Annotated in this window: 21 protein-coding genes; 5 read left to right on the top strand and 16 right to left on the bottom strand. The window is 60.4% G+C overall.

Annotated features, from left to right (window positions below; translation table 11 throughout):
• Positions 1 to 21: 21 nt before the first annotated feature.
• Positions 22 to 573: a cytochrome b gene (locus tag QZR30_RS06205; protein WP_032878972.1), complete on the bottom strand. Its 552-nt coding sequence runs from the start codon at positions 571 to 573 to the stop codon at positions 22 to 24.
• A 272-nt stretch (positions 574 to 845) separates the two neighbouring features.
• Between QZR30_RS06205 and QZR30_RS06200 the strand changes: the two genes are divergently transcribed.
• Both QZR30_RS06200 and QZR30_RS06195 read left to right on the top strand, forming a co-directional pair.
• Entirely contained in the window at positions 846 to 2,252 is a 1,407-nt protein-coding gene (locus tag QZR30_RS06200) for an adenosylmethionine--8-amino-7-oxononanoate transaminase (RefSeq protein WP_046069902.1), read from the top strand.
• Between the two features lie 31 nt (positions 2,253 to 2,283).
• Positions 2,284 to 3,003, top strand: a complete 720-nt coding sequence (locus QZR30_RS06195; protein ID WP_046069903.1) for a 16S rRNA (uracil(1498)-N(3))-methyltransferase — start codon at positions 2,284 to 2,286, stop codon at positions 3,001 to 3,003.
• Between the two features lie 15 nt (positions 3,004 to 3,018).
• Here the strand turns inward: QZR30_RS06195 and QZR30_RS06190 are convergent, their stop codons facing one another.
• Both QZR30_RS06190 and QZR30_RS06185 read right to left on the bottom strand, forming a co-directional pair.
• Positions 3,019 to 3,936 (bottom strand): transporter substrate-binding domain-containing protein, encoded by a 918-nt coding sequence (locus QZR30_RS06190; RefSeq protein ID WP_068965663.1) that lies wholly within the window; start codon positions 3,934 to 3,936, stop codon positions 3,019 to 3,021.
• A gap of 93 nt (positions 3,937 to 4,029) precedes the next feature.
• A complete protein-coding gene (locus QZR30_RS06185; RefSeq protein ID WP_056846951.1) occupies positions 4,030 to 5,271 on the bottom strand; it encodes a D-amino acid dehydrogenase in 1,242 nt (413 codons plus the stop codon).
• 106 nt (positions 5,272 to 5,377) lie between these two features.
• Between QZR30_RS06185 and QZR30_RS06180 the strand changes: the two genes are divergently transcribed.
• On the top strand, positions 5,378 to 6,307 hold the full coding sequence (locus QZR30_RS06180; protein WP_046069906.1) for a LysR family transcriptional regulator: 930 nt from the start codon (positions 5,378 to 5,380) through the stop codon (positions 6,305 to 6,307).
• On the opposite strand, the gene trhA is transcribed toward QZR30_RS06180, so the two are convergent.
• Positions 6,295 to 6,912 carry a PAQR family membrane homeostasis protein TrhA gene (trhA, locus tag QZR30_RS06175; protein ID WP_046069907.1) on the bottom strand — a complete coding sequence of 206 codons (618 nt, stop codon included), beginning with the start codon at positions 6,910 to 6,912 and terminating at the stop codon, positions 6,295 to 6,297. The two genes, QZR30_RS06180 and trhA, sit on opposite strands and share 13 nt — an antisense overlap.
• Positions 6,913 to 7,058: 146 nt before the next feature.
• On the opposite strand from trhA, the gene QZR30_RS06170 reads away from it, so the two are divergent.
• Entirely contained in the window at positions 7,059 to 7,973 is a 915-nt protein-coding gene (locus QZR30_RS06170; RefSeq protein ID WP_046069908.1) for a LysR family transcriptional regulator, read from the top strand.
• A 58-nt stretch (positions 7,974 to 8,031) separates the two neighbouring features.
• On the opposite strand, the gene madM is transcribed toward QZR30_RS06170, so the two are convergent.
• The 12 genes from madM to QZR30_RS06110 form a co-directional block, all read right to left on the bottom strand.
• On the bottom strand, positions 8,032 to 8,796 hold the full coding sequence (gene madM / locus QZR30_RS06165; protein WP_046069909.1) for a malonate transporter subunit MadM: 765 nt from the start codon (positions 8,794 to 8,796) through the stop codon (positions 8,032 to 8,034).
• Position 8,797: 1 nt separating this feature from the next.
• Positions 8,798 to 9,202 carry a malonate transporter subunit MadL gene (gene madL, locus QZR30_RS06160; protein ID WP_046069910.1) on the bottom strand — a complete coding sequence of 135 codons (405 nt, stop codon included), beginning with the start codon at positions 9,200 to 9,202 and terminating at the stop codon, positions 8,798 to 8,800.
• Positions 9,203 to 9,269: 67 nt separating this feature from the next.
• Entirely contained in the window at positions 9,270 to 10,169 is a 900-nt protein-coding gene (gene mdcH, locus QZR30_RS06155) for a malonate decarboxylase subunit epsilon (protein ID WP_046069911.1), read from the bottom strand.
• The gene (locus QZR30_RS06150; protein ID WP_059396635.1) at positions 10,166 to 10,762 is read right to left on the bottom strand and encodes a malonate decarboxylase holo-ACP synthase; all 597 of its coding nucleotides are present in this window, start codon (positions 10,760 to 10,762) and stop codon (positions 10,166 to 10,168) included. The genes mdcH and QZR30_RS06150 overlap by 4 nt, the downstream gene beginning before the upstream one ends.
• Positions 10,756 to 11,526 (bottom strand): biotin-independent malonate decarboxylase subunit gamma, encoded by a 771-nt coding sequence (gene mdcE, locus QZR30_RS06145; protein WP_274356735.1) that lies wholly within the window; start codon positions 11,524 to 11,526, stop codon positions 10,756 to 10,758. Before mdcE ends, QZR30_RS06150 begins: the two co-directional genes overlap by 7 nt.
• A complete protein-coding gene (locus QZR30_RS06140) occupies positions 11,523 to 12,365 on the bottom strand; it encodes a biotin-independent malonate decarboxylase subunit beta (protein ID WP_103734242.1) in 843 nt (280 codons plus the stop codon). Before QZR30_RS06140 ends, mdcE begins: the two co-directional genes overlap by 4 nt.
• The gene (locus QZR30_RS06135; protein ID WP_059396637.1) at positions 12,358 to 12,657 is read right to left on the bottom strand and encodes a malonate decarboxylase subunit delta; all 300 of its coding nucleotides are present in this window, start codon (positions 12,655 to 12,657) and stop codon (positions 12,358 to 12,360) included. The genes QZR30_RS06140 and QZR30_RS06135 overlap by 8 nt, the downstream gene beginning before the upstream one ends.
• Positions 12,657 to 13,490 carry a triphosphoribosyl-dephospho-CoA synthase gene (locus QZR30_RS06130; protein WP_311903053.1) on the bottom strand — a complete coding sequence of 278 codons (834 nt, stop codon included), beginning with the start codon at positions 13,488 to 13,490 and terminating at the stop codon, positions 12,657 to 12,659. Before QZR30_RS06130 ends, QZR30_RS06135 begins: the two co-directional genes overlap by 1 nt.
• Positions 13,491 to 15,161: a malonate decarboxylase subunit alpha gene (mdcA, locus tag QZR30_RS06125; protein ID WP_046069916.1), complete on the bottom strand. Its 1,671-nt coding sequence runs from the start codon at positions 15,159 to 15,161 to the stop codon at positions 13,491 to 13,493.
• 268 nt (positions 15,162 to 15,429) lie between these two features.
• Positions 15,430 to 15,864, bottom strand: a complete 435-nt coding sequence (locus QZR30_RS06120) for a hypothetical protein (protein WP_311903051.1) — start codon at positions 15,862 to 15,864, stop codon at positions 15,430 to 15,432.
• Positions 15,827 to 16,456 (bottom strand): nucleotidyltransferase domain-containing protein, encoded by a 630-nt coding sequence (locus tag QZR30_RS06115; RefSeq protein ID WP_046069918.1) that lies wholly within the window; start codon positions 16,454 to 16,456, stop codon positions 15,827 to 15,829. The genes QZR30_RS06120 and QZR30_RS06115 overlap by 38 nt, the downstream gene beginning before the upstream one ends.
• 61 nt (positions 16,457 to 16,517) lie before the next feature.
• Complete coding sequence (locus tag QZR30_RS06110; RefSeq protein ID WP_046069919.1) at positions 16,518 to 16,757, bottom strand: DUF6124 family protein; 240 nt, start codon at positions 16,755 to 16,757, stop codon at positions 16,518 to 16,520.
• A gap of 433 nt (positions 16,758 to 17,190) precedes the next feature.
• Here QZR30_RS06110 and QZR30_RS06105 point away from each other — a divergent pair, with 433 nt between their 5' ends.
• A complete protein-coding gene (locus QZR30_RS06105; protein ID WP_311903048.1) occupies positions 17,191 to 17,478 on the top strand; it encodes a HigA family addiction module antitoxin in 288 nt (95 codons plus the stop codon).
• Positions 17,479 to 17,502: the final 24 nt, after the last annotated feature.

Below are 17,502 nucleotides of genomic sequence, written 5' to 3'. Positions count from 1 at the left end.
CTTGTGAGTCGAGGTTGAACATCAGGCTTTGCGCCCCAGCATTCGTGTCAGGGTCGCATCACGATCGATAAAGTGGTGTTTCAACGCAGCCACGCCATGCAAGCCGGCGAAGACCACCAACACCCAGGCCAGGTACAGGTGCACCCAACCGGCGGTATCTGCCTGGTCCGGTAGACCGGAAACCACGGCAGGAATTTCAAACAGACCAAACACCGGAATACCGACGCCGTCGGCGGTGGAAATCAGGTAACCGGCAATCATCACGGCAAACAGCCCCAGATACAGGAACGCATGGCCAAATGCAGCACCGATCCGCGTCATACGGCTATAGCTGGCCAGCGGCGGTGGCGGCGGGCTGACCAGACGCCAGACGATACGCACCAGCATGATGGCAAACAGCGTGATGCCAATGCTCTTGTGCAAGTCAGGTGCATCTTTGCGCCAGGCGCTGTAGTAGTCGAGGCCGACCATCCACAGGCCCAATGCGAATAAACCAAAGACCACCAAGGCGACGCCCCAGTGTAGAACCATGCTGACCCAGCCGTACCGGGCGGGAGAATTGCGTAGCTGCATGTACTTAATCCCGTAAGAACTGTGCCCAAGACTAGCGTTTTACCTATCGAATTAAAGCGGAAAATTTCGCTTTGAAATATCGAGAAATACGATGAAGAGGCTAGGTATCATAAATTAACAAGGGATTAAGACTATTCCCAAGAAACGCGACAGACCGTCCTGCATTTACCGCCAATTGCCCCACAATGGCTTGTGACAGGCGCCACCATTGCATAGGCTTGCGCGATTGTTTCGCCTGCGCCGGCCGCAGGACCGCTTCGAGGAGATCACCGATGGGCTTGAATAACCAGTGGATGCAACGCGACCTCGCGGTGCTGTGGCATCCCTGCACCCAGATGAAAGACCACCAGCAACTGCCGCTGATCCCGATCAAGCGCGGTGAAGGCGTATGGCTGGAAGATTTCGAAGGCAAGCGCTACCTCGATGCCGTCAGTTCCTGGTGGGTCAATGTGTTTGGCCACGCCAACCCGCGCATCAACCAGCGCATCAAGGACCAGGTCGATCAACTGGAACACGTAATCCTCGCCGGTTTCAGCCACCAGCCGGTGATCGAGCTGTCCGAGCGCCTGGTGCAGATGACACCTGAGGGCCTGACGCGCTGCTTCTATGCTGATAACGGCTCATCCTGCATCGAAGTCGCCTTGAAGATGAGCTTTCACTACTGGCTCAACCGCGGCCTGCCAAACAAGAAGCGCTTCGTCACCCTGACCAACAGCTACCATGGCGAAACCATCGCCGCGATGTCGGTGGGCGACGTGCCGCTGTTTACCGAAACCTACAAGGCGCTGCTGCTCGACACCATCAAGGTGCCGAGCCCGGACTGCTACCTGCGCCCCGACGGCATGAGCTGGGAAGAACATTCGCGCAACATGTTCCTGGCCATGGAACAGACCCTGGCCGACCACCACGAGACCGTCGCCGCCGTGATCGTCGAGCCGTTGATTCAGGGTGCAGGCGGCATGCGCATGTATCACCCGGTGTATCTCAAGCTGTTGCGCGAAGCCTGCGACCGCTACGGCGTGCACCTGATCCACGACGAAATCGCCGTGGGCTTCGGTCGCACAGGCAGCATGTTCGCCTGTGAACAGGCCGGCATCCGCCCTGACTTCCTTTGCCTGTCCAAGGCCCTCACTGGCGGTTACCTACCATTGGCCGCCGTGGTCACCACCGACGATGTCTACGAAGCGTTCTACGACGACTACCCGACCCTGCGCGCCTTCCTGCATTCCCACAGCTACACCGGCAACCCGCTGGCGTGCGCGGCGGCCTTGGCGACGCTGGATATCTTTGAAGAAGACAACGTCATCGAAAACAACAAGGCCCTGGCCCAGCGCATGGCGACCGCCACCGCGCACCTGGTCGACCATCCCCATGTCGCGGAAGTCCGCCAGACCGGCATGGTGCTGGCCATCGAGATGGTGCAGGACAAAGCCACCAAGACTGCCTACCCATGGCAGGAACGCCGTGGCCTGAAGGTTTTCGAGCATGCCCTGGAACGCGGCGCGCTGTTGCGGCCGTTGGGCAGCGTGGTGTACTTCCTGCCGCCCTATGTGATTACACCTGAGCAGATCGACTTCCTGGCCGAGGTGGCCAGCGAGGGGATTGATATCGCCACTAACAGCAAAGTCAGTGTGGCAGTGCCGAAAGATTTTCACCCAGGCTTCCGTGATCCGGGTTGATTGCCTACATACACCTTTTCAGAGAACAGAAATGAGACTGTCCCGCTTTTTCACCGACGCCCCGCTGAGCCTCGGCGACCATGAACTGCCCGAAGCCCAGGCGCATTACATCAGCCGTGTGTTGCGCATGGGTGAAGCCGATGCCGTGCAATTGTTCGACGGTTCTGGCCAGGAGTTCCGGGGCACCTTGCTGGAAGTCGGTAAAAAGCGCGTCACCGTGCAACTGACGGAGTGCTTTGCCGGCCAGGCCGAATCACCGCTGCACGTCCACCTCGGCCAGGGCCTATCCCGGGGCGAGCGTATGGATTGGGCGATCCAGAAAGCCACTGAACTGGGCGTCAACGCGATCACGCCGATCTTCACCGAGCGCTGCGAAGTGCGCCTCAAGGACGAGCGCGCCGACAAGCGTCTGCTGCACTGGCGCCAAGTGGCAATCAGCGCCTGCGAGCAATGTGGGCGTTCGACGGTGCCGGTGATTCATGCGCCGGTGCTGTTGGCAGACTGGCTCAAGCAGGTCGAGGCCGACCTGAAGCTGGTGCTGCACCCGGTGGCCGAGCCGATGATCAGCCATGCCAAGCCATCGCGGCTGGCTTTCCTGATCGGGCCGGAAGGTGGCTTGACGGATGGAGAAGTCGAAACCGCCCAGGGCGCGGGCTTCCATGCCGCGCGATTGGGGCCGCGAGTATTACGTACCGAAACCGCGCCGGTGGTGGCGCTGGGCGTTGCGCAGCAACTCTGGGGCGACTTCTAAAGGTGGATGAGGTGATCACTCCACCGGGTCGCTGACCGGGCTGGCAATGATCGCCTTCAACTCACTGGTCATCGGAAACTCCAGGTTCAAGCCATTCGGTGGAATCGGCTGCTCGAACCAGCGCTGGTAAATCCCGTTGATCGCCCCCGAGTGGTAAAGGTCGCCCAAGGCCTGGTTAACCACCGCGAGAAACTGTGGGTCATCCTTGCGCACCATGCAGCTGTAGATCTCCCGCGATTGCTCCTTGCCCACGACCACCCAATGGTGTGGGTCCCTGGCCTTGGCGCGTTCGCCGTAGAGCAGCGCATCGTCCATATAGAACGCCACCGCACGGCCGGTCTCCAGCATCTTGAACGCTTCGCCGTGGTCCTTGGCGCTGATCACGAACATATTGCTCTGATGCTCGGCGTTGTAGCGTTTGAGGAAGCGTTCGTTGGTGGTGCCGGCGGTGGTCACCACGTTCTTGCCCTTGAGGTCGGAGAGTCCGTGGATGCCGCTGGTCCTGGCCGTCAGTAACTGCCCCTTCACATAGATAAACCCATAGGAAAATGCCACCTGCTTCTGCCGTTCGGCGGTCACTCCGGTGGAGCCACACTCCAGGTCAACGGTGCCGTTCTGTACCAATGGGATCCGGGTCTGGGACGTCACCAGGCGATAATTCACACGCAAGTTTTTCAGGCCGGCCTGTTCCCGGACGCGCTCGACGATCCTGTGGGTGAGGTCCACCGAATACCCCATCGGCTTGCCGCTCTGATCGCCTATATACGAGAACGGCACTGACGCATCACGATAGCCAACGGAAATTTGCTGGCTGGCAGTGATTTTCTTCAAGGTTGCGCTGGATTCGCTCGCTGACGCCAGGGGTAGTCCCAGCGTCAGCGAAGAGAAAATGCAGACCTTGAAAATGCAACGGTTTACCGCTGTTTTTTGCATAGGGTAGTCTCGCTGGCTATAGCTATAGGTCGAGCCGGCAGCCGGCCTATCCAGGCATCGCTATTCATCTCTTTACACTCCAACAACCAAAGGTCAGGCCGCCTTGGGAAGAAACACATGTGCGTCAATCGAAGTCGACCGCTCTGCAATCATTTCGGCCAGCAACTGGCCGCTGGCACACGCGAGCGTGAAGCCAAGAGCGCCATGCCCGAGGTTGAGCCACAGATTGCGATAGGAACTGGCGCCAATCAGTGGCAGGCCGGTGGGCGTCGCTGGCCGCATCCCTGCCCATTCAACCGCAGCGTCATAGTTGCCGCCCATCGGAAACGTCTGGCGGGCCAAGCGTTTTATCACCGCCAGGCGCTTGGGCTCCGGGGCGCTGTTGAAACCCACCATGTCGACCATGGCGGCGACACGTAACTGATCGCCGATCCGGGCATAAACAGCCCTGCGGTCGTAATCGGTCACATTGACCTTCGGGGCATTGTGCTGCTCGCCGATGGGCACGCTGAGGCTGTAGCCCTTGAGGGGGTAAAGCGGTAGACGCATACCTGGCAAACCCAGGCTTGAACTGTTGTGACCGGCTGCCAGGATCAGGTTCTCCACAGGGATGACTTCGTCCTCAAGCTCTACGGCTACAGCCGTATTAAACGCCTCATGGACACGCAATACTTTGCGCCCGTAGACAATGCGGCAGCGTCCCGATGCCTCCAAATGCCCGCCAAGCTGCTGGCAAAATGCATGGCAATCGGCAACCTCTTCATTGGGGTTGTAAATACCGCCGACAAAGGTCCCCTCCATCAGGGACGGTTCAAGCTTGCGGCAGTCTTCGGCCGATAGCACTTGTTGCTGGAGGGGGTCAGTCAATCTGCGCCGCCCCTGCGCGAAGCTGTCATCGGAACGGAAGGTCAGCAGTTTCCCATTGCGCTTCCAGTTGAACCCTTCCAGATGGTCCTCTACCCGCCAGCGGTTCAGGACGTCCTGGCTCATCGCTGCCAGGCGAAGCAAATGTGCGGAGTTTGTACGGTTGACCGAGGAGCGGCAGGCGCCGAGGAAAGAGGCGAGCCAGCGCCATTGTGAAAGGTCCAGCCGGGGCCTGAGCTTCAGGGGAGACTCCGAGCGCAGCAGAAAGCCAAGCGCCTTGAGTGGTACACCAGCATCAGCAAGGGGGGTGACATAGCGGTAGGACAGTTGGCCACCATTCGCAAAACTGGTGACATTACCCAGTTTTTTTTGCGCTTCGACCAAGGTGACTTCCATGCCTGCACGCACACATGCATAGGCACTCGCCAACCCGATGACACCGCCGCCGATGATACATACTCGCCTTGCCATATTGACACCTCACATGGATTGAAACGAATTCCAGAGTAGGTTCAAGTGACAAAAGTTGAACAATGAATAAAGGTAAGCCACCTATAAGTTAAGGTTATGAAAACCCATGCGTCTGCGACATATCGAAATCTTCCAGGCCATCCGCCAGACCGGCTCCGTCAGCGCCGCCGCGCAGTTGCTGCACGTCTCGCAACCAGCGGTGACCAAGGTGCTGCAGCACGCCGAATTGCAGCTCGGCTTTCCGTTGTTTCTAAGGGTGCGTGGCAAGTTACAGCCCACACCGGAAGCCCTGGCCTTGGAAAGCGAAGTAGAGAAAGTCACAACGAGCCTGCAAGGAGTGCAACGGCTGGCCAAGAGCTTGCGCCATACGTCTGAACAAAGCGTGCGCATCGGCGCCATCCCGGCGCTGGCACAGTCGCTGCTGCCACCGTCAATCCTTGAGTGGAAGCGCAGCTACCCGGACATGATCTGTGAGCTGTCCAGCGACCATAGCCGCGAGCTGGTGCAGCAGTTGTTGATGCGCGAAATCGACCTGGCACTGACCCTCAATTTCTCCGGCCACCCGGGGCTCACCAGCCAGATACTGGCAAACGGGGCGCTGGTAGCGTTGGCCTCCAAGGCTTACTGGCCTGAGGCTGAATCAAGCAAGCCATTGCCTTTGGCCGAACTGGCGAACACGTCGCTGATTGGTCTTTCCAGCGCTGATCCGTTGGCGGCAAAGCTCGACAGTTACCTGGAAAATATTGACCCACCGCCACAAATAAGCATTTCCGTACAAACCTATTCCCTGGCCCGGGCCATGGTTGAATCCGGTGCGGGAATAACGGTGATTGATCCCTTCACGGCCCTCGGTGCGTCCACGACGACGATGTGCATTCGCACGCTTGTCCCGCAGTTGCCGATCACCCTGTACGCCCTGACCCGCGCCAACGAACCGCCTCCGCATATGTTGGCCGACCTGTTGCATATCTTCGGCAACCGGGCACGTGAGTTGCTCGAGCGCCTTCAGAATGCCCCCTTCATTCAGAGCACGTAATGCATGATCGCCACGAAATGCAGCAGGCTGCCGCCGATGACAAACAGATGCCAGATCCCATGGGAATGGCGCAGGCGATCCTCCAGAGCAAAAAAGATAATACCGACGGTATACAACACCCCGCCCGACGCCAACCAGATGAATCCCGCCGTACCCAGCGCCGCCATCAGCGGCTTGACTGCCACGAGTACGATCCAGCCCATCACGGCATAAATTACAATGGACAGAATCCGCGCCTCCGAGCGCGGCTTGATCTCTTGCAGGATGCCGATCACCGCCAGCCCCCACACGATGCCGAACAGCGTCCAGCCCCATGGCCCGCGCAGGGTCACCAGGCAAAACGGCGTATAGCTGCCGGCGATCAACAGGTAGATGGAAAAATGATCGACCTTCTGCATGATCGCTTTTCGCCGCCCCTGCACGCTGTGGTACACCGTCGACGCGCTGTACAGCACCATCAGGGTAAAGCCGTAGATCGCCACGCTGACGATCTTCCAGGGGCTGCCGTCCAGGCTCGCCACCACCAACATCCACACGGCGCCAATACACGCAGCGACTGCACCGAGCAAATGGCTCCAGGCGTTGAATCGTTCCCCGTGGTACATCTGTCACCGACCTCCCCATAACCTTCAAGAACAGGCTGGCAAGCGTCCAGCCTTGCGCATAAGAGTGCAAGCGGCTTGTGACGTTCCGAGGACGGCGCACGCGTTTGCGGGCACAATTGTAGGTAATCGAACAAGAGCCCACGGCCATGCTGATCGACGAAGAGTTCACCCTCAAGAAGCTGGAAATCTTCCTGGCGTTCATGCGCACCGGCAACCTGGCCCGCGCCGCCGCCGAGTTGCAAACCAGCAACGTCAGCGTTCATCGCGCCATCCACTCCTTGGAAAATGCCCTGCGCTGCCCGCTGTTCAAACACGAAGGTCGCAACCTCACCCCGCTGGAAAGCGCCTATGTGCTTGAAGAACGCGCACAAAAACTGGTGGCCGATGTGGTCGACAGCGTACGCCTGACCCGCGAAGCCGCCGGCTTCTCCGCTGAGCGTTTCAAGCTCGGCTCGCTGTATTCGCTGACGGTAAAAACCGTACCGCAACTGATCATGGGCCTGAAGATCCGCCGCAGCGAACTCAACATCGACCTGATCCTCGGCTCCAATTTCGACCTGCTCTACAAACTCAAGAACATGGAAGTCGACGCGATCCTCATCTCCCTCGACGAACACGCCAACGACCCCGACTGTGAGCAGATCGCCCTGTTCAGCGATGACATTTTCCTGGCCACCCCGGCCGATTCGCCTCTGGATCGCAATCTGGAAATCGACCTGGCCGACGTGCGCGACGCCACCTTCATCACCCTCACCCAGGGTTTTGCCACGCACCAGGACGGCAATCGGGTGTTCAAGCAGGCGGGGTTCGAGCCGAAGGTGGCGATGCAGGTGAACGACATCTTCACTCTGCTGAGCATGGTCAGTTCAGGGGTGGGTTATGCCCTGCTGCCGGGGCGGATTGCAGCGGTGTATGAGAACCGCGTGAAGCTGATACCGCTGCAACCCCGCTATCGGTTGCAGCAGCATATCGGCGTGGTGTTCCTGAAGGCCAAGGAGCGCGACCCGAACCTGCTGGCGCTGCTGGCGGAGTGTCGGATGTATGCTAATCGCCAGGCTTGAGAATGCCATCGGGGGCTTGCCCCCGATTGCGCCCGACCAAACACCACAGTCCGCAAACCTAACCAACCAACCCACGCACAATGAAGTACAGCAGCGAAGGGCCAAGCAAACACCCAAGCCCGGTATGGAACGTCGCCGTCAGCGCGCCATACGGTACCAGCCGCCGATCCGTCGCCGCCAGGCCCGCCGTCACGCCACTCACGGTGCCGGCCAACCCACCAAACACCATCGCCGAACGCGGGTTATCCAGGCCCATCCAGCGCGCCGCCACTGGCGTGCCAACCATCACCAGTATCGCCTTGATCAACCCCGTTGCGATCGACAGCGCCATCACATCCGAGGTCGCGCCAATCGCCGCGCCGGTCACCGGGCCGACGATGTAGGTTACAGCGCCAGCTCCGATAGTGGTCATGCTGATCGCATCGCGATAACCAAAGGCCCAGGCCATGCTCGCGCCAACAATAAACGGCAGGATCGTGCCCAGCAGCAGTGCAATCACGCCGATCATTCCGGCCTTGCGCGCCTCGGTGGCTTGCACTTCGAACGCCGTAGCGACGATGGCGAAGTCACGCAACATCGCACCGCCCATCAGGCCGATCCCGGAAAACAGCGCAAGGTCCGCCAGGCCCTTTTGCCCACCCGTGAGAGTGCCGCCGACCCAAGCCAGGACCAGGCCGATAACAATGGCAATCGCCGAGCCATGAATGCGCCCGAACGTCAGGCGCTTGGACAGCACCACGGAAATCCACATCACCACGCCAACGAACGCAAAAGCGGTAATCAGGCCGTTATGTTCCAAGCCTTTTTCAATGAGGTCCCACATATCAGCGACCTCCCGCGACGAGAATCAGCGGCTCTTCGGGCGGCAAGGGCTCGCCCTTGTGGGTGCGGCTGATCAAGGCGATGGTGCAACCACACACCACGACCGAACCAATGGCCGCGAGCACTGCAACCGGGCCGCCATGCAGCGCCGTTACTACGTTTTGCTGCGCCGCCATCGCCACCACCACCGGGATGTACATGGCGCCCCAGAAGCCCACGCCCATCTCGCAGTCCTTAGTCATGCCACCGCGCTTTTGCATCCACAACCGCGCGCAGATCAGCAGGATCATCGCGATCCCCACGCCGCCTACGTTGGATTTGACGCCCAGCAACACGCCAAGCATGTCGCCCATGATCACGCCTGCAAGCGTGCAGATCGCCAGCAATGCCACACCGTAGATAATCATTATTGTTGTCCTCAAAGTGCTCGTTCGAAATTGTTGTTTTTGTGCTTCGAAAGCCTTGGGTGCTGCTTTATCGGTGGCGGCGTTCCTCCTCTTGCAGCAGGGCCTGCAAGGTATCCAGGCGTGCGCCTTCGCAGGCGATCACCGTGCCTTGGTCGAAGACCCGCCGTGACAGGCCGGTGAGCACCGCGCCCGGAGGCAATTCGATCTGCAGGCGCACGCCGCGCTCATAGGCGCTTTGCACGGTGCCGCGCCAGTCGACGACGCGGCACATATTGAAAGCCAGGTCATCGCGCAGTTGCTCGGGGTTGTGGATGGGTCGTGCGCGGGTGCTGCTCAGGTAGGTGATGCGCGGCGCCTTGAGCGGCACGAAGGCTTGGGCCAGGACCTGGGCCGGCTGTTCCAGCAACGCGCAATGGGACGGCACGCTGACGGCCAGGCGCTTGGCGATGCCGCTGCCTTTAATGCGTTCGGCGACGAGCTTCATGGCTTCATCACTGCCGGCGATGACGGTCTGGTTATCGGCGTTGATATTGGCCAGGTACACCGGGGTCAGTGGGCTGTGGATATCCGCCAGCAGCGCCTCGACGCGGGATAATTCAGGGCCAATCAGGGCGGTCATGCCATAGCCCTGTGGATAAGCCTGCTGCATCAGCTCGCCCCGCAAGCTCACCAGCTTTACCGCGTCAGCGAAGTTCAGGGCACCGGCGATGACGGCGGCTGGGTAGGCGCCGATGGACAGGCCCGCCACGTAATCAGGCGTATGTTGCAACTGACGGGCATGGGCGACGCCGACGATCAGCAGGCACAGTTGCACCGCACGCGTGCTCGCCAAGGCTTGCGCCGAATCGAGCTGACGCACATCTTCACCCAAGGCATCACTGGCTTCTTCCAGAACCTCGGCCGATAGCGCCTGGAGCATACCCGTCCGCTGGGCACCCTGCCCCGGAAACACCAGGAGGCTGCTCATGCCACAGCCTGCCAAGGGTCGAGCACAAGGTGTGCGCCGCTGCTGGTTTTGAGCAGCACACGACGAGATACGCCGGCCCATTCGCGCAAGGCGACAGCGCCAAACGGGGTTTGCAGTTGCAGGTCCACGGCGCACGGCGCGGTGTCGAGTTTCGCCAGTAACGCCCGCGCCTCAAAGCGATCAAGCGGTTCGGGGGTGCGCAAAATTAAATCCAGGTCACTCATGACATGCAACGCTTCGACGCCGCTCGCCAATTCAAATCCGGCGCTACCGCTGACGCCCCAGTGATACTGCGCCAACACTGGCCGCAGTTGATCGAGCGCCCGCAGCGCCGGTAAATCCCGTGGCGAGATCACCTGGCGCAAGTCTTCGGGCACCACGCGCCGTTGCACCCCTGCAATGGGCATCACCGCCGCAAACCGCTGCTCACGCAAACGCCCACGCACACCAACCGCCACTTGGCCCGGATCGGTGACGGCGCGACGCACCACCACCGGATGACCCGCGCTGATCGCATCCAGCGCCCAGGCTGGCGCGTCATCAGGCAGATGCGCCGGCGTCATGCCCCAGAGCAAATCGTGGGCGTTCACCATTGTTCCCGCAGCAGTTGGCGTACGTGGCTTGAGGCGGCGCGATTAGTCGCACCGAGACGTCCTTTCAAATCGGGTTGCACGACATCTTTGATCGCCTGCACCAGGCAATCGGTGACCCGCGCCACATCGTCCGTTGTCGGCTGTTCAATCTGGCTCACCGACAAGGTCTCCCAGAGCAAACCCAGGCTGGCATAACTGTCGATGTCATAGGCCATCGGCGGCACACTGGCGGCCAAGGCTTCCAGCTCTTCAACACTGCGCAAGGTCACCCGCGCCGCCGAGGCCTTGCCCATGGCGTGCACCATTACCCCAGGGTCGCGCAGGGCGATCAAGCGGTTGGCCTGGTAACCGTGGGCCAGAAACGCACCGGACATGGCCTTGCCCACCAGCAACGCAATCACCGGGTGCCCGGCCAGGCGTGCGCGGGCGTAGCTGTCGGCGGCGGCGGCCAGGGCCTGGTGGATGCCGAGGGCTTCTTCACGGCGACCATAGGCTTGGCTGGGCACATCGACGATGGCGATGATGGGGCGTTTGTCACCCGTCACGATGGCTTCATCGACGGCCTTGGCTAGCCCCCAACCTTCCAGCAACCCGACTTCGCCATTGCGCGCACGCGGGAAGCGGTTATTCGGGTCGGTGACCACCGCGATAAAGCGCACCGCCTGTTCACCCAAGACGCCGTCTGCGACTTTCAATGAGTCCGGCAAGCCCTCTACGGGTGCTGCGCCAGCGCTCAATGCATTGAACCACTGTAACCCTCTCATGGGCGTTCTCCCTGATACAGAGCGCGAACCGTCGCGGGCTCGATTTGCGCCGCTGTGTCGAGTTCGGCCAGGCGCGCCAGGTAGAAATCAGCGCGCCGGCTGCGGGGTTGTTCGGGCGCCCCGTGTTGCAACAGCGCGCTCACGGTCTGCTGGATCTGCACCACATCGTCCGCCACGTAACGGTCGGCCAAGCCACTGTTGAAACGTTGTTCGCCGCCGGTGAGGCTCCAGATAAACGGGCGGTCGCGGGAGTCGTATTCTTCCAACCCGGCCTCCTGTTCGATCACCTGCGGTCCGTTCAGCCCCAGGCGCGCTTCGCGGGTGACCACCAGGTAACTGCACAGTCCGGCCGCGATGGACATACCACCAAAACAACCGACACTGCCCGCCACCACACCGACCACCGGCTGGTACTGGCGCAGGTCGACAATCGCAGCATGGATATCAGCAATCGCGGCCAGCCCCAGATTGGCTTCCTGCAAGCGCACCCCACCGGTCTCCAGCAGCAGCACGGCACGGGTCGGTATGGCGTTGCGGTTGTCTTCGGCGGCCAGTTCCAGTGCCCCCGCGATTTTTGCGCCACCGACTTCACCGAGGCTGCCGCCTTGGAAATTGCCCTCGATAGCGGCGACCACTACCGGCAAACCGCCGATGCTGCCCTTGGCAATCACCACACCGTCATCGGCCTGGGGCACCACGCCCTGGCGGCTGAGCCACGGCGACATGACCCGTTGGAACGGGTCGATCAGTTCACGATAAGTGCCAGCATCCAACAACGCCTTGGCGCGCTGCCGCGCACCGAGTTCGACGAAGCTGTGTTTGTTGAGCAAATCAGTCATGGCCGACCTCCTCGAAACCTTGCTCCAGGCGCAAACGCACCACGCCGGGGGTGGCGCCGAAATCGTGGATATCGATGTTCAAGGCAGGTGGCGTCTGCTCCTGGAAGATGCGTTCTAACAGGTGCTGCCAACGTTGCTCGGCGCCGTTGACCGAGGTCTGCACTTGGATGGTCAGCGTGCCGGGAGTGCCCGGCTCCAGCAGCACTTCGAGGTCGCCCGAACCGACGCAACCCACCAGCGCGCGGCCTTTTGGCGGCTGGCCCGCGGGGAATTCAAAGGATAAGGTTTCCATCACAACGCTCCGTCGAGGCGGTCGATAAACAGGCAGGCGGCGAGCAAGTCGGCAGCGCCGCCAGGGGAGGCATTCAGGGCCAGGAGTTGCTGGTCCAGTGCGTGCAGTTGGCGACGGCCCGCAAGGGTTGCGCTACCGCCAGCGTCGAGCACGGCCTGGGCGCCTTGCTGCATGGCTTGGAGGCCTTCAGTGCCGGCGCGGTAGAGCACGCAGGTGTCGGCCAGCTCGGTCATGATCGCGAGCAATGCATCCAGGCGGGCATTTTGCTCACCGGCGTTTTGCCCGCGGCTTTTATGCAGTTGCGGCAGGCCGCGTTGCATCACAGCGGGGAAGCCCAGTTGCGCTTCTTCACGGGCACCGCGTGCGCCGTAGCGCTGGGCGACCTGTGCGCCGTGGCTCAGCGGTTGCGGCGCGAAGCGGTCTTCGAGCAGAGCTAGTTTGGCCGCGGTCAGGGTTACGGCGCGTGGTTGCAGGGCCGCTGCTGCGGTGAGCAAACCAAGAGCCCAGATTGCGCCGCGATGGGTATTTACGCCGTTGGTAGTGATGAGCATCGCTTGCTCGCCTTCGCGGCCAAGACGGCCGAGTGCTTCACGCAAGGGCACACCGACTTCACCGAATACAAGGGCAGCCTCGGCCATTTCCTTGAACATCGGCCACAGCGACAGCGCTGAGGCGTGCATCAGGCCCAGGTGCAAATCACTGTGGGCGCCGTTGCCGCGCCGGTCTACCAAGGCGGGTTTGGGCGACAAATCCGCTTCATCGATCAGCGAGTCGACGGCCATATCCGCCAGGCGATCAGCCAGGCTCAGTTCATGCTGTTTGAGAGCGTGCATTTACCAGCTCCTGAATTTGGCAGGCGGGTTGTACAAGCCGCCGGACCATTCCACCAGGTCGGCTACGCTCTTGGCAGCCAGCAACTCGCGGGTGGCGTCGGTGCGGCGGATACCCAGGTCTTCGGGCAAGGCAATCAAGCCTTCGCGGCGCATACGGACGGTGTCCTTGGGGTTATGCCGCATACCGATGGCCGTCACCCCGGCGACTGCAGCGATCATTGCCTGGCGTTCTTCCAGGGAGCGCGCCTTGTAGAGGTAAGCGATGCCCTCTTCGGTGAGCAAGTGGGTAACGTCGTCGCCGTAGATCATGATCGGCGCCAGGGGCATGCCGCTTTTGCGGGCCACTTCTACTGCGTCGAGGGTGTCGACAAAGGTCGGTTTGCCGCCTTCCTGGAAGGTCTCGACCATTTGCACCACGAGTTTTTTGCCGCGCTCAAGCAGCGCTTCCGGCGCATCGTCATGGCGCATATCCAGCCAGGCCGGTGTGCCGTGCCGACGACCACGTGGGTCGTGGCCCATGTTCGGCGCACCACCGAAACCGGCAAGGCGGCCACGGGTCACGGTGCTGGAATGCCCGTCGCCATCCACCTGCAGGGTGGCGCCGATAAACAGGTCCACCGCGTACTGGCCGGCCAGTTGGCAGAACATGCGATTGGAGCGCATCGAGCCATCGCGACCGGTGAAGAACACATCCGGGCGGGCGGCGATGTAATTCTCCATGCCCAGTTCGGTGCCGAAGCAATGCACGCTCTCGACCCAACCGCTTTCAATCGCCGGGATCAACGTGGGGTGTGGGTTGAGGGTCCAGTTGCGGCAGATCTTGCCCTTGAGCCCCAGGGATTCGCCGTAGGTGGGCAGGATCAATTCGATGGCGGCGGTGTTGAAGCCGATGCCATGGTTGAGTGACTGCACATTGTGTTTTTCATAGATGCCACGGATCGCCATCATCGCCATCAACACATGCACCGGCTTGATATGGCGCGGGTCGCGGGTGAACAGCGGTTCGATGTAGAAAGGCTTGTCGGCCACCACCACGAAATCCACCCAGCTTGCGGGGATGTCCACACGGGGCAAGTCGGTGACGTCGTCCACCAACTGGTTGACCTGCACAATGACGATGCCATCGCTGAACGCGGCGGGTTCGATCAGCGCCGGGGTGTCTTCGGTGCTGGCGCCGGTGTAGATATTGCCGGCGCGGTCGGCCATGAAACCGGCGGAAAGCACCACGTTGGGGATCAGGTCCACCACCAGACGCGCATAGAGTTCGATGTAGGTATGGATCGCGCCGATTTCCAGCAGGCCATCTTCCAGCAGCTGGCTGATGCGCAGGGATTGAGTGCCGGCGAAGGAAAAGTCGAGCTTGCGGGCGATGCCTTTTTCGAACAGGTCCAGGTGCTCGGCGCGCCCGACACTGGGCATGATCATGTGCAAATCGTGGAGCTTGGCCGGGTTGGCCTTAGCCAGGGAGCGCGAGAGGAAGTCGGCCTGCTTCTGGTTGTTGCCTTCCAGTACCACGCGGTCGCCGGGGAGGATCAGCGCTTCAAGCGCCTCGACGATCTTGTCACTGGGCAGCACCGCCCCGTCTGCAATTTTTTTGACCAGCCCGAGCCGCCGCTGCTTCTCGTCGCGCCGCCGCGTCCAGCGCGAGTCGGGGGTGATGGTTGTTGTCATGGTCGCTCCACGGGGTTTGCTGTCGTGGGGCTGTACCTTAGGAGTGAATTTGGGGGCTATCAATCAAGCTCAGCGGCAGACTGTTACGCCTGGAGTAATGAAGATCAAAATGAGGGAGGGGCTTGCTCCCGATTCCGCTGGGTCAGCTATTAAATTTTGGCTGATACACCGCTATCGGCGGCAAGTCGAATCGTCGCACCGCCCCTCCCACATTTGCTCAGTAGCGCCTGTCAGATAGCAGTCCCTGTGTGGGACCGAACGAACCGCGCTATCTCTGATCAAGGCTAGCCAACAAATCTTGCACTTTGAGCATCAATACCGTCGCGCTATCGATCAACTGGCTTAGCAGGGCCTCATCCTCATCCATATACCCTTCGTATTCCGCCAGGTTGCGACGCTCATGACACAACGCCAACAACCGCACCTGCACCTTGCTCGCGTCGAGGGTGTGAACCAGACATTGAAAGACCAGATAGCGTTTGTCAGAACGATAGCCTTGCAAGCGCAAAGCCGTGAGGGCGATAGCATGGGCGGCGTTGTAAGCCAGATCGAAACGGCTGGCGAATGATAGCTGTGGGGTTGCGGCGTCCTTCAATCGATCACGAGCTGAACGCATCAGCCCGTCACACTCCCTGCGATCCGGCGGCTCAGCCTTCAAGCCACCACTACGTTGCAGATTCTCCAGGTTTGCCTTGCTGTCCATCCGTGGATTCCAGAGGGTTGCCCCCTAACAGATTGATCTTGTCCTGCTGCACTACCCGCTGCACGAAACTGTTCCCGGCATTCCATTTACCGATCCAGTCTTCAGGGGTGTACAGCGTCGGGTTGATGGTGCGACCCAGTTGCTCTTCCAGCGGCATGAGTTGCTCCATGACTTCACTGTAGTTGAGGCTTTGACCGATCAGCATCAGATCTATGTCACTGGATGAGTGCGCCTCACCCTTGGCGATGGAACCGTAGATAAACGCCCAGGTGATCTGCTCGGCAAACGGTGCCAGTGCATTGCGCAATGGCTCGTCCAGGCTCAGCGTCTTGCGCACGATAGCCAACAGTTCCGAGTAAATCGGGCACTGAGGGTTGGCTTGGTAGTGAGTCTGGTTGCCTTGGCGCGTCATGTTCAAGATGCCCGCCAACTGCAAACGCTCCAACTCTCGGGTGAGGCTACCCTTACCCACCTGGGCCCACCGGGCAATTTCATTGGTGAAAAAGCTTTGGTCGGGCTTGCCGAAAAGCAGGCCCAGCACTTTTTGCTGGGTGACCGTGAAGAGCGCAGTACTGAGCGGCAAGGTGTGCATGGCAGCGGCCAATGAGTCCCAAAAAGGGAACGATAGGTCCCTTTTTGGGAACGATCAAGTTTTAAGCCGCTGAGGAGGGGGATATCTGTTCCAGTGCTTGATCCACCAATAGCTGTCCTATCTCTGCCATTTGCTGAATCCCGAGCATGACGGCGCGCTGGGAAGTGTCCAAGTCGAAAGCCAGGTTGCAGGTGAGTGCGTTGAGGGAGGACAGGGTTTCGCTGGCGTTGACCAGCAGGGTTTCGGTGTTTTGGTGGGGGTTTACGGTGAAGAGGGGTGGATTGGGGGTAGGTTTGATCATGATGAAACTCCTAAACAGTCAGTAAGGAGCGCCACCGTTCGCTTGCACGCGAATGAGGGTGGCGACCGTGCGCAGGTGTGCAAGACCGGGCCTGTTTAGGACACCCAGCAGGTCCGAAGACCTCCTGCGCGCAGCCGCCATAAAGCAGCGAGCACAAAAAACGCCCGTTGGATGGCTGGGCGTTCATACGCCTAAACAGTTTCGTCGGACTTGCACGTCCGTGTCACCGTTTTTTGCGATGACGGGACGAAGACTAGGCGTGCGGACCTCTCACCACAAGTTCATGCACGGCTCAAAATCTTGCAGGAAAAATCCGAAGCCTTTTATGTCGAAGTGCGTGCAGGAAGTTTCATACAGCGTTTTGGGGTTGTTGCTTGGAACTGGTCCTTCTAGCCTTCGCGGTTGAATGCCCATAGTCGAAGGACGTACCAACATGCCGATGCACAACCCACCTCACCCAGGTGAAATCTTGCTCGAAGATGTGATCCCTGCCCTGGGTATCACCATTACCGAAATGGCGCGACGTTTTGGCTTCGCCCGCGAGACTTTTTCAAGGATCCTGCATGGCCACGCCCCGGTCAGCCCGGACCGTGCCGTCCGGTTAGAGCGGGCCGGTGTAAGTACTGCACAGCTGTGGTTGTCGATGCAAAGTGCCTACGACCTGTGGCAGGCCGAGCATCGGGAGCAGCCGGTAATTGAACGCTTGGCGCGGATTGATTGAGGAATGGAGAAAGTGGGAGGCGCA

This window comes from Pseudomonas sp. rhizo25, assembly GCF_031931935.1.
GTDB lineage: Bacteria > Pseudomonadota > Gammaproteobacteria > Pseudomonadales > Pseudomonadaceae > Aquipseudomonas > Aquipseudomonas synxantha.
Note: the sequence above shows the minus strand (reverse complement) of the source record. Positions and strands in the feature narration are given on the sequence as shown.

Excerpts from the sequence above, each read along its gene's own strand:
- QZR30_RS06205 (WP_032878972.1), bottom strand. The coding sequence starts at position 573 with ATGCAGCTACGCAATTCTCCCGCCCGGTACGGCTGGGTCAGCATGGTT.
- QZR30_RS06200 (WP_046069902.1), top strand. The coding sequence starts at position 846 with ATGGGCTTGAATAACCAGTGGATGCAACGCGACCTCGCGGTGCTGTGG.
- QZR30_RS06195 (WP_046069903.1), top strand. The coding sequence starts at position 2,284 with ATGAGACTGTCCCGCTTTTTCACCGACGCCCCGCTGAGCCTCGGCGAC.
- QZR30_RS06190 (WP_068965663.1), bottom strand. The coding sequence starts at position 3,936 with ATGCAAAAAACAGCGGTAAACCGTTGCATTTTCAAGGTCTGCATTTTC.
- QZR30_RS06185 (WP_056846951.1), bottom strand. The coding sequence starts at position 5,271 with ATGGCAAGGCGAGTATGTATCATCGGCGGCGGTGTCATCGGGTTGGCG.
- QZR30_RS06180 (WP_046069906.1), top strand. The coding sequence starts at position 5,378 with ATGCGTCTGCGACATATCGAAATCTTCCAGGCCATCCGCCAGACCGGC.
- trhA (WP_046069907.1), bottom strand. The coding sequence starts at position 6,912 with ATGTACCACGGGGAACGATTCAACGCCTGGAGCCATTTGCTCGGTGCA.
- QZR30_RS06170 (WP_046069908.1), top strand. The coding sequence starts at position 7,059 with ATGCTGATCGACGAAGAGTTCACCCTCAAGAAGCTGGAAATCTTCCTG.
- madM (WP_046069909.1), bottom strand. The coding sequence starts at position 8,796 with ATGTGGGACCTCATTGAAAAAGGCTTGGAACATAACGGCCTGATTACC.
- madL (WP_046069910.1), bottom strand. The coding sequence starts at position 9,202 with ATGATTATCTACGGTGTGGCATTGCTGGCGATCTGCACGCTTGCAGGC.
- mdcH (WP_046069911.1), bottom strand. The coding sequence starts at position 10,169 with ATGAGCAGCCTCCTGGTGTTTCCGGGGCAGGGTGCCCAGCGGACGGGT.
- QZR30_RS06150 (WP_059396635.1), bottom strand. The coding sequence starts at position 10,762 with ATGGTGAACGCCCACGATTTGCTCTGGGGCATGACGCCGGCGCATCTG.
- mdcE (WP_274356735.1), bottom strand. The coding sequence starts at position 11,526 with ATGAGAGGGTTACAGTGGTTCAATGCATTGAGCGCTGGCGCAGCACCC.
- QZR30_RS06140 (WP_103734242.1), bottom strand. The coding sequence starts at position 12,365 with ATGACTGATTTGCTCAACAAACACAGCTTCGTCGAACTCGGTGCGCGG.
- QZR30_RS06135 (WP_059396637.1), bottom strand. The coding sequence starts at position 12,657 with ATGGAAACCTTATCCTTTGAATTCCCCGCGGGCCAGCCGCCAAAAGGC.
- QZR30_RS06130 (WP_311903053.1), bottom strand. The coding sequence starts at position 13,490 with ATGCACGCTCTCAAACAGCATGAACTGAGCCTGGCTGATCGCCTGGCG.
- mdcA (WP_046069916.1), bottom strand. The coding sequence starts at position 15,161 with ATGACAACAACCATCACCCCCGACTCGCGCTGGACGCGGCGGCGCGAC.
- QZR30_RS06120 (WP_311903051.1), bottom strand. The coding sequence starts at position 15,864 with ATGGACAGCAAGGCAAACCTGGAGAATCTGCAACGTAGTGGTGGCTTG.
- QZR30_RS06115 (WP_046069918.1), bottom strand. The coding sequence starts at position 16,456 with ATGCACACCTTGCCGCTCAGTACTGCGCTCTTCACGGTCACCCAGCAA.
- QZR30_RS06110 (WP_046069919.1), bottom strand. The coding sequence starts at position 16,757 with ATGATCAAACCTACCCCCAATCCACCCCTCTTCACCGTAAACCCCCAC.
- QZR30_RS06105 (WP_311903048.1), top strand. The coding sequence starts at position 17,191 with ATGCCGATGCACAACCCACCTCACCCAGGTGAAATCTTGCTCGAAGAT.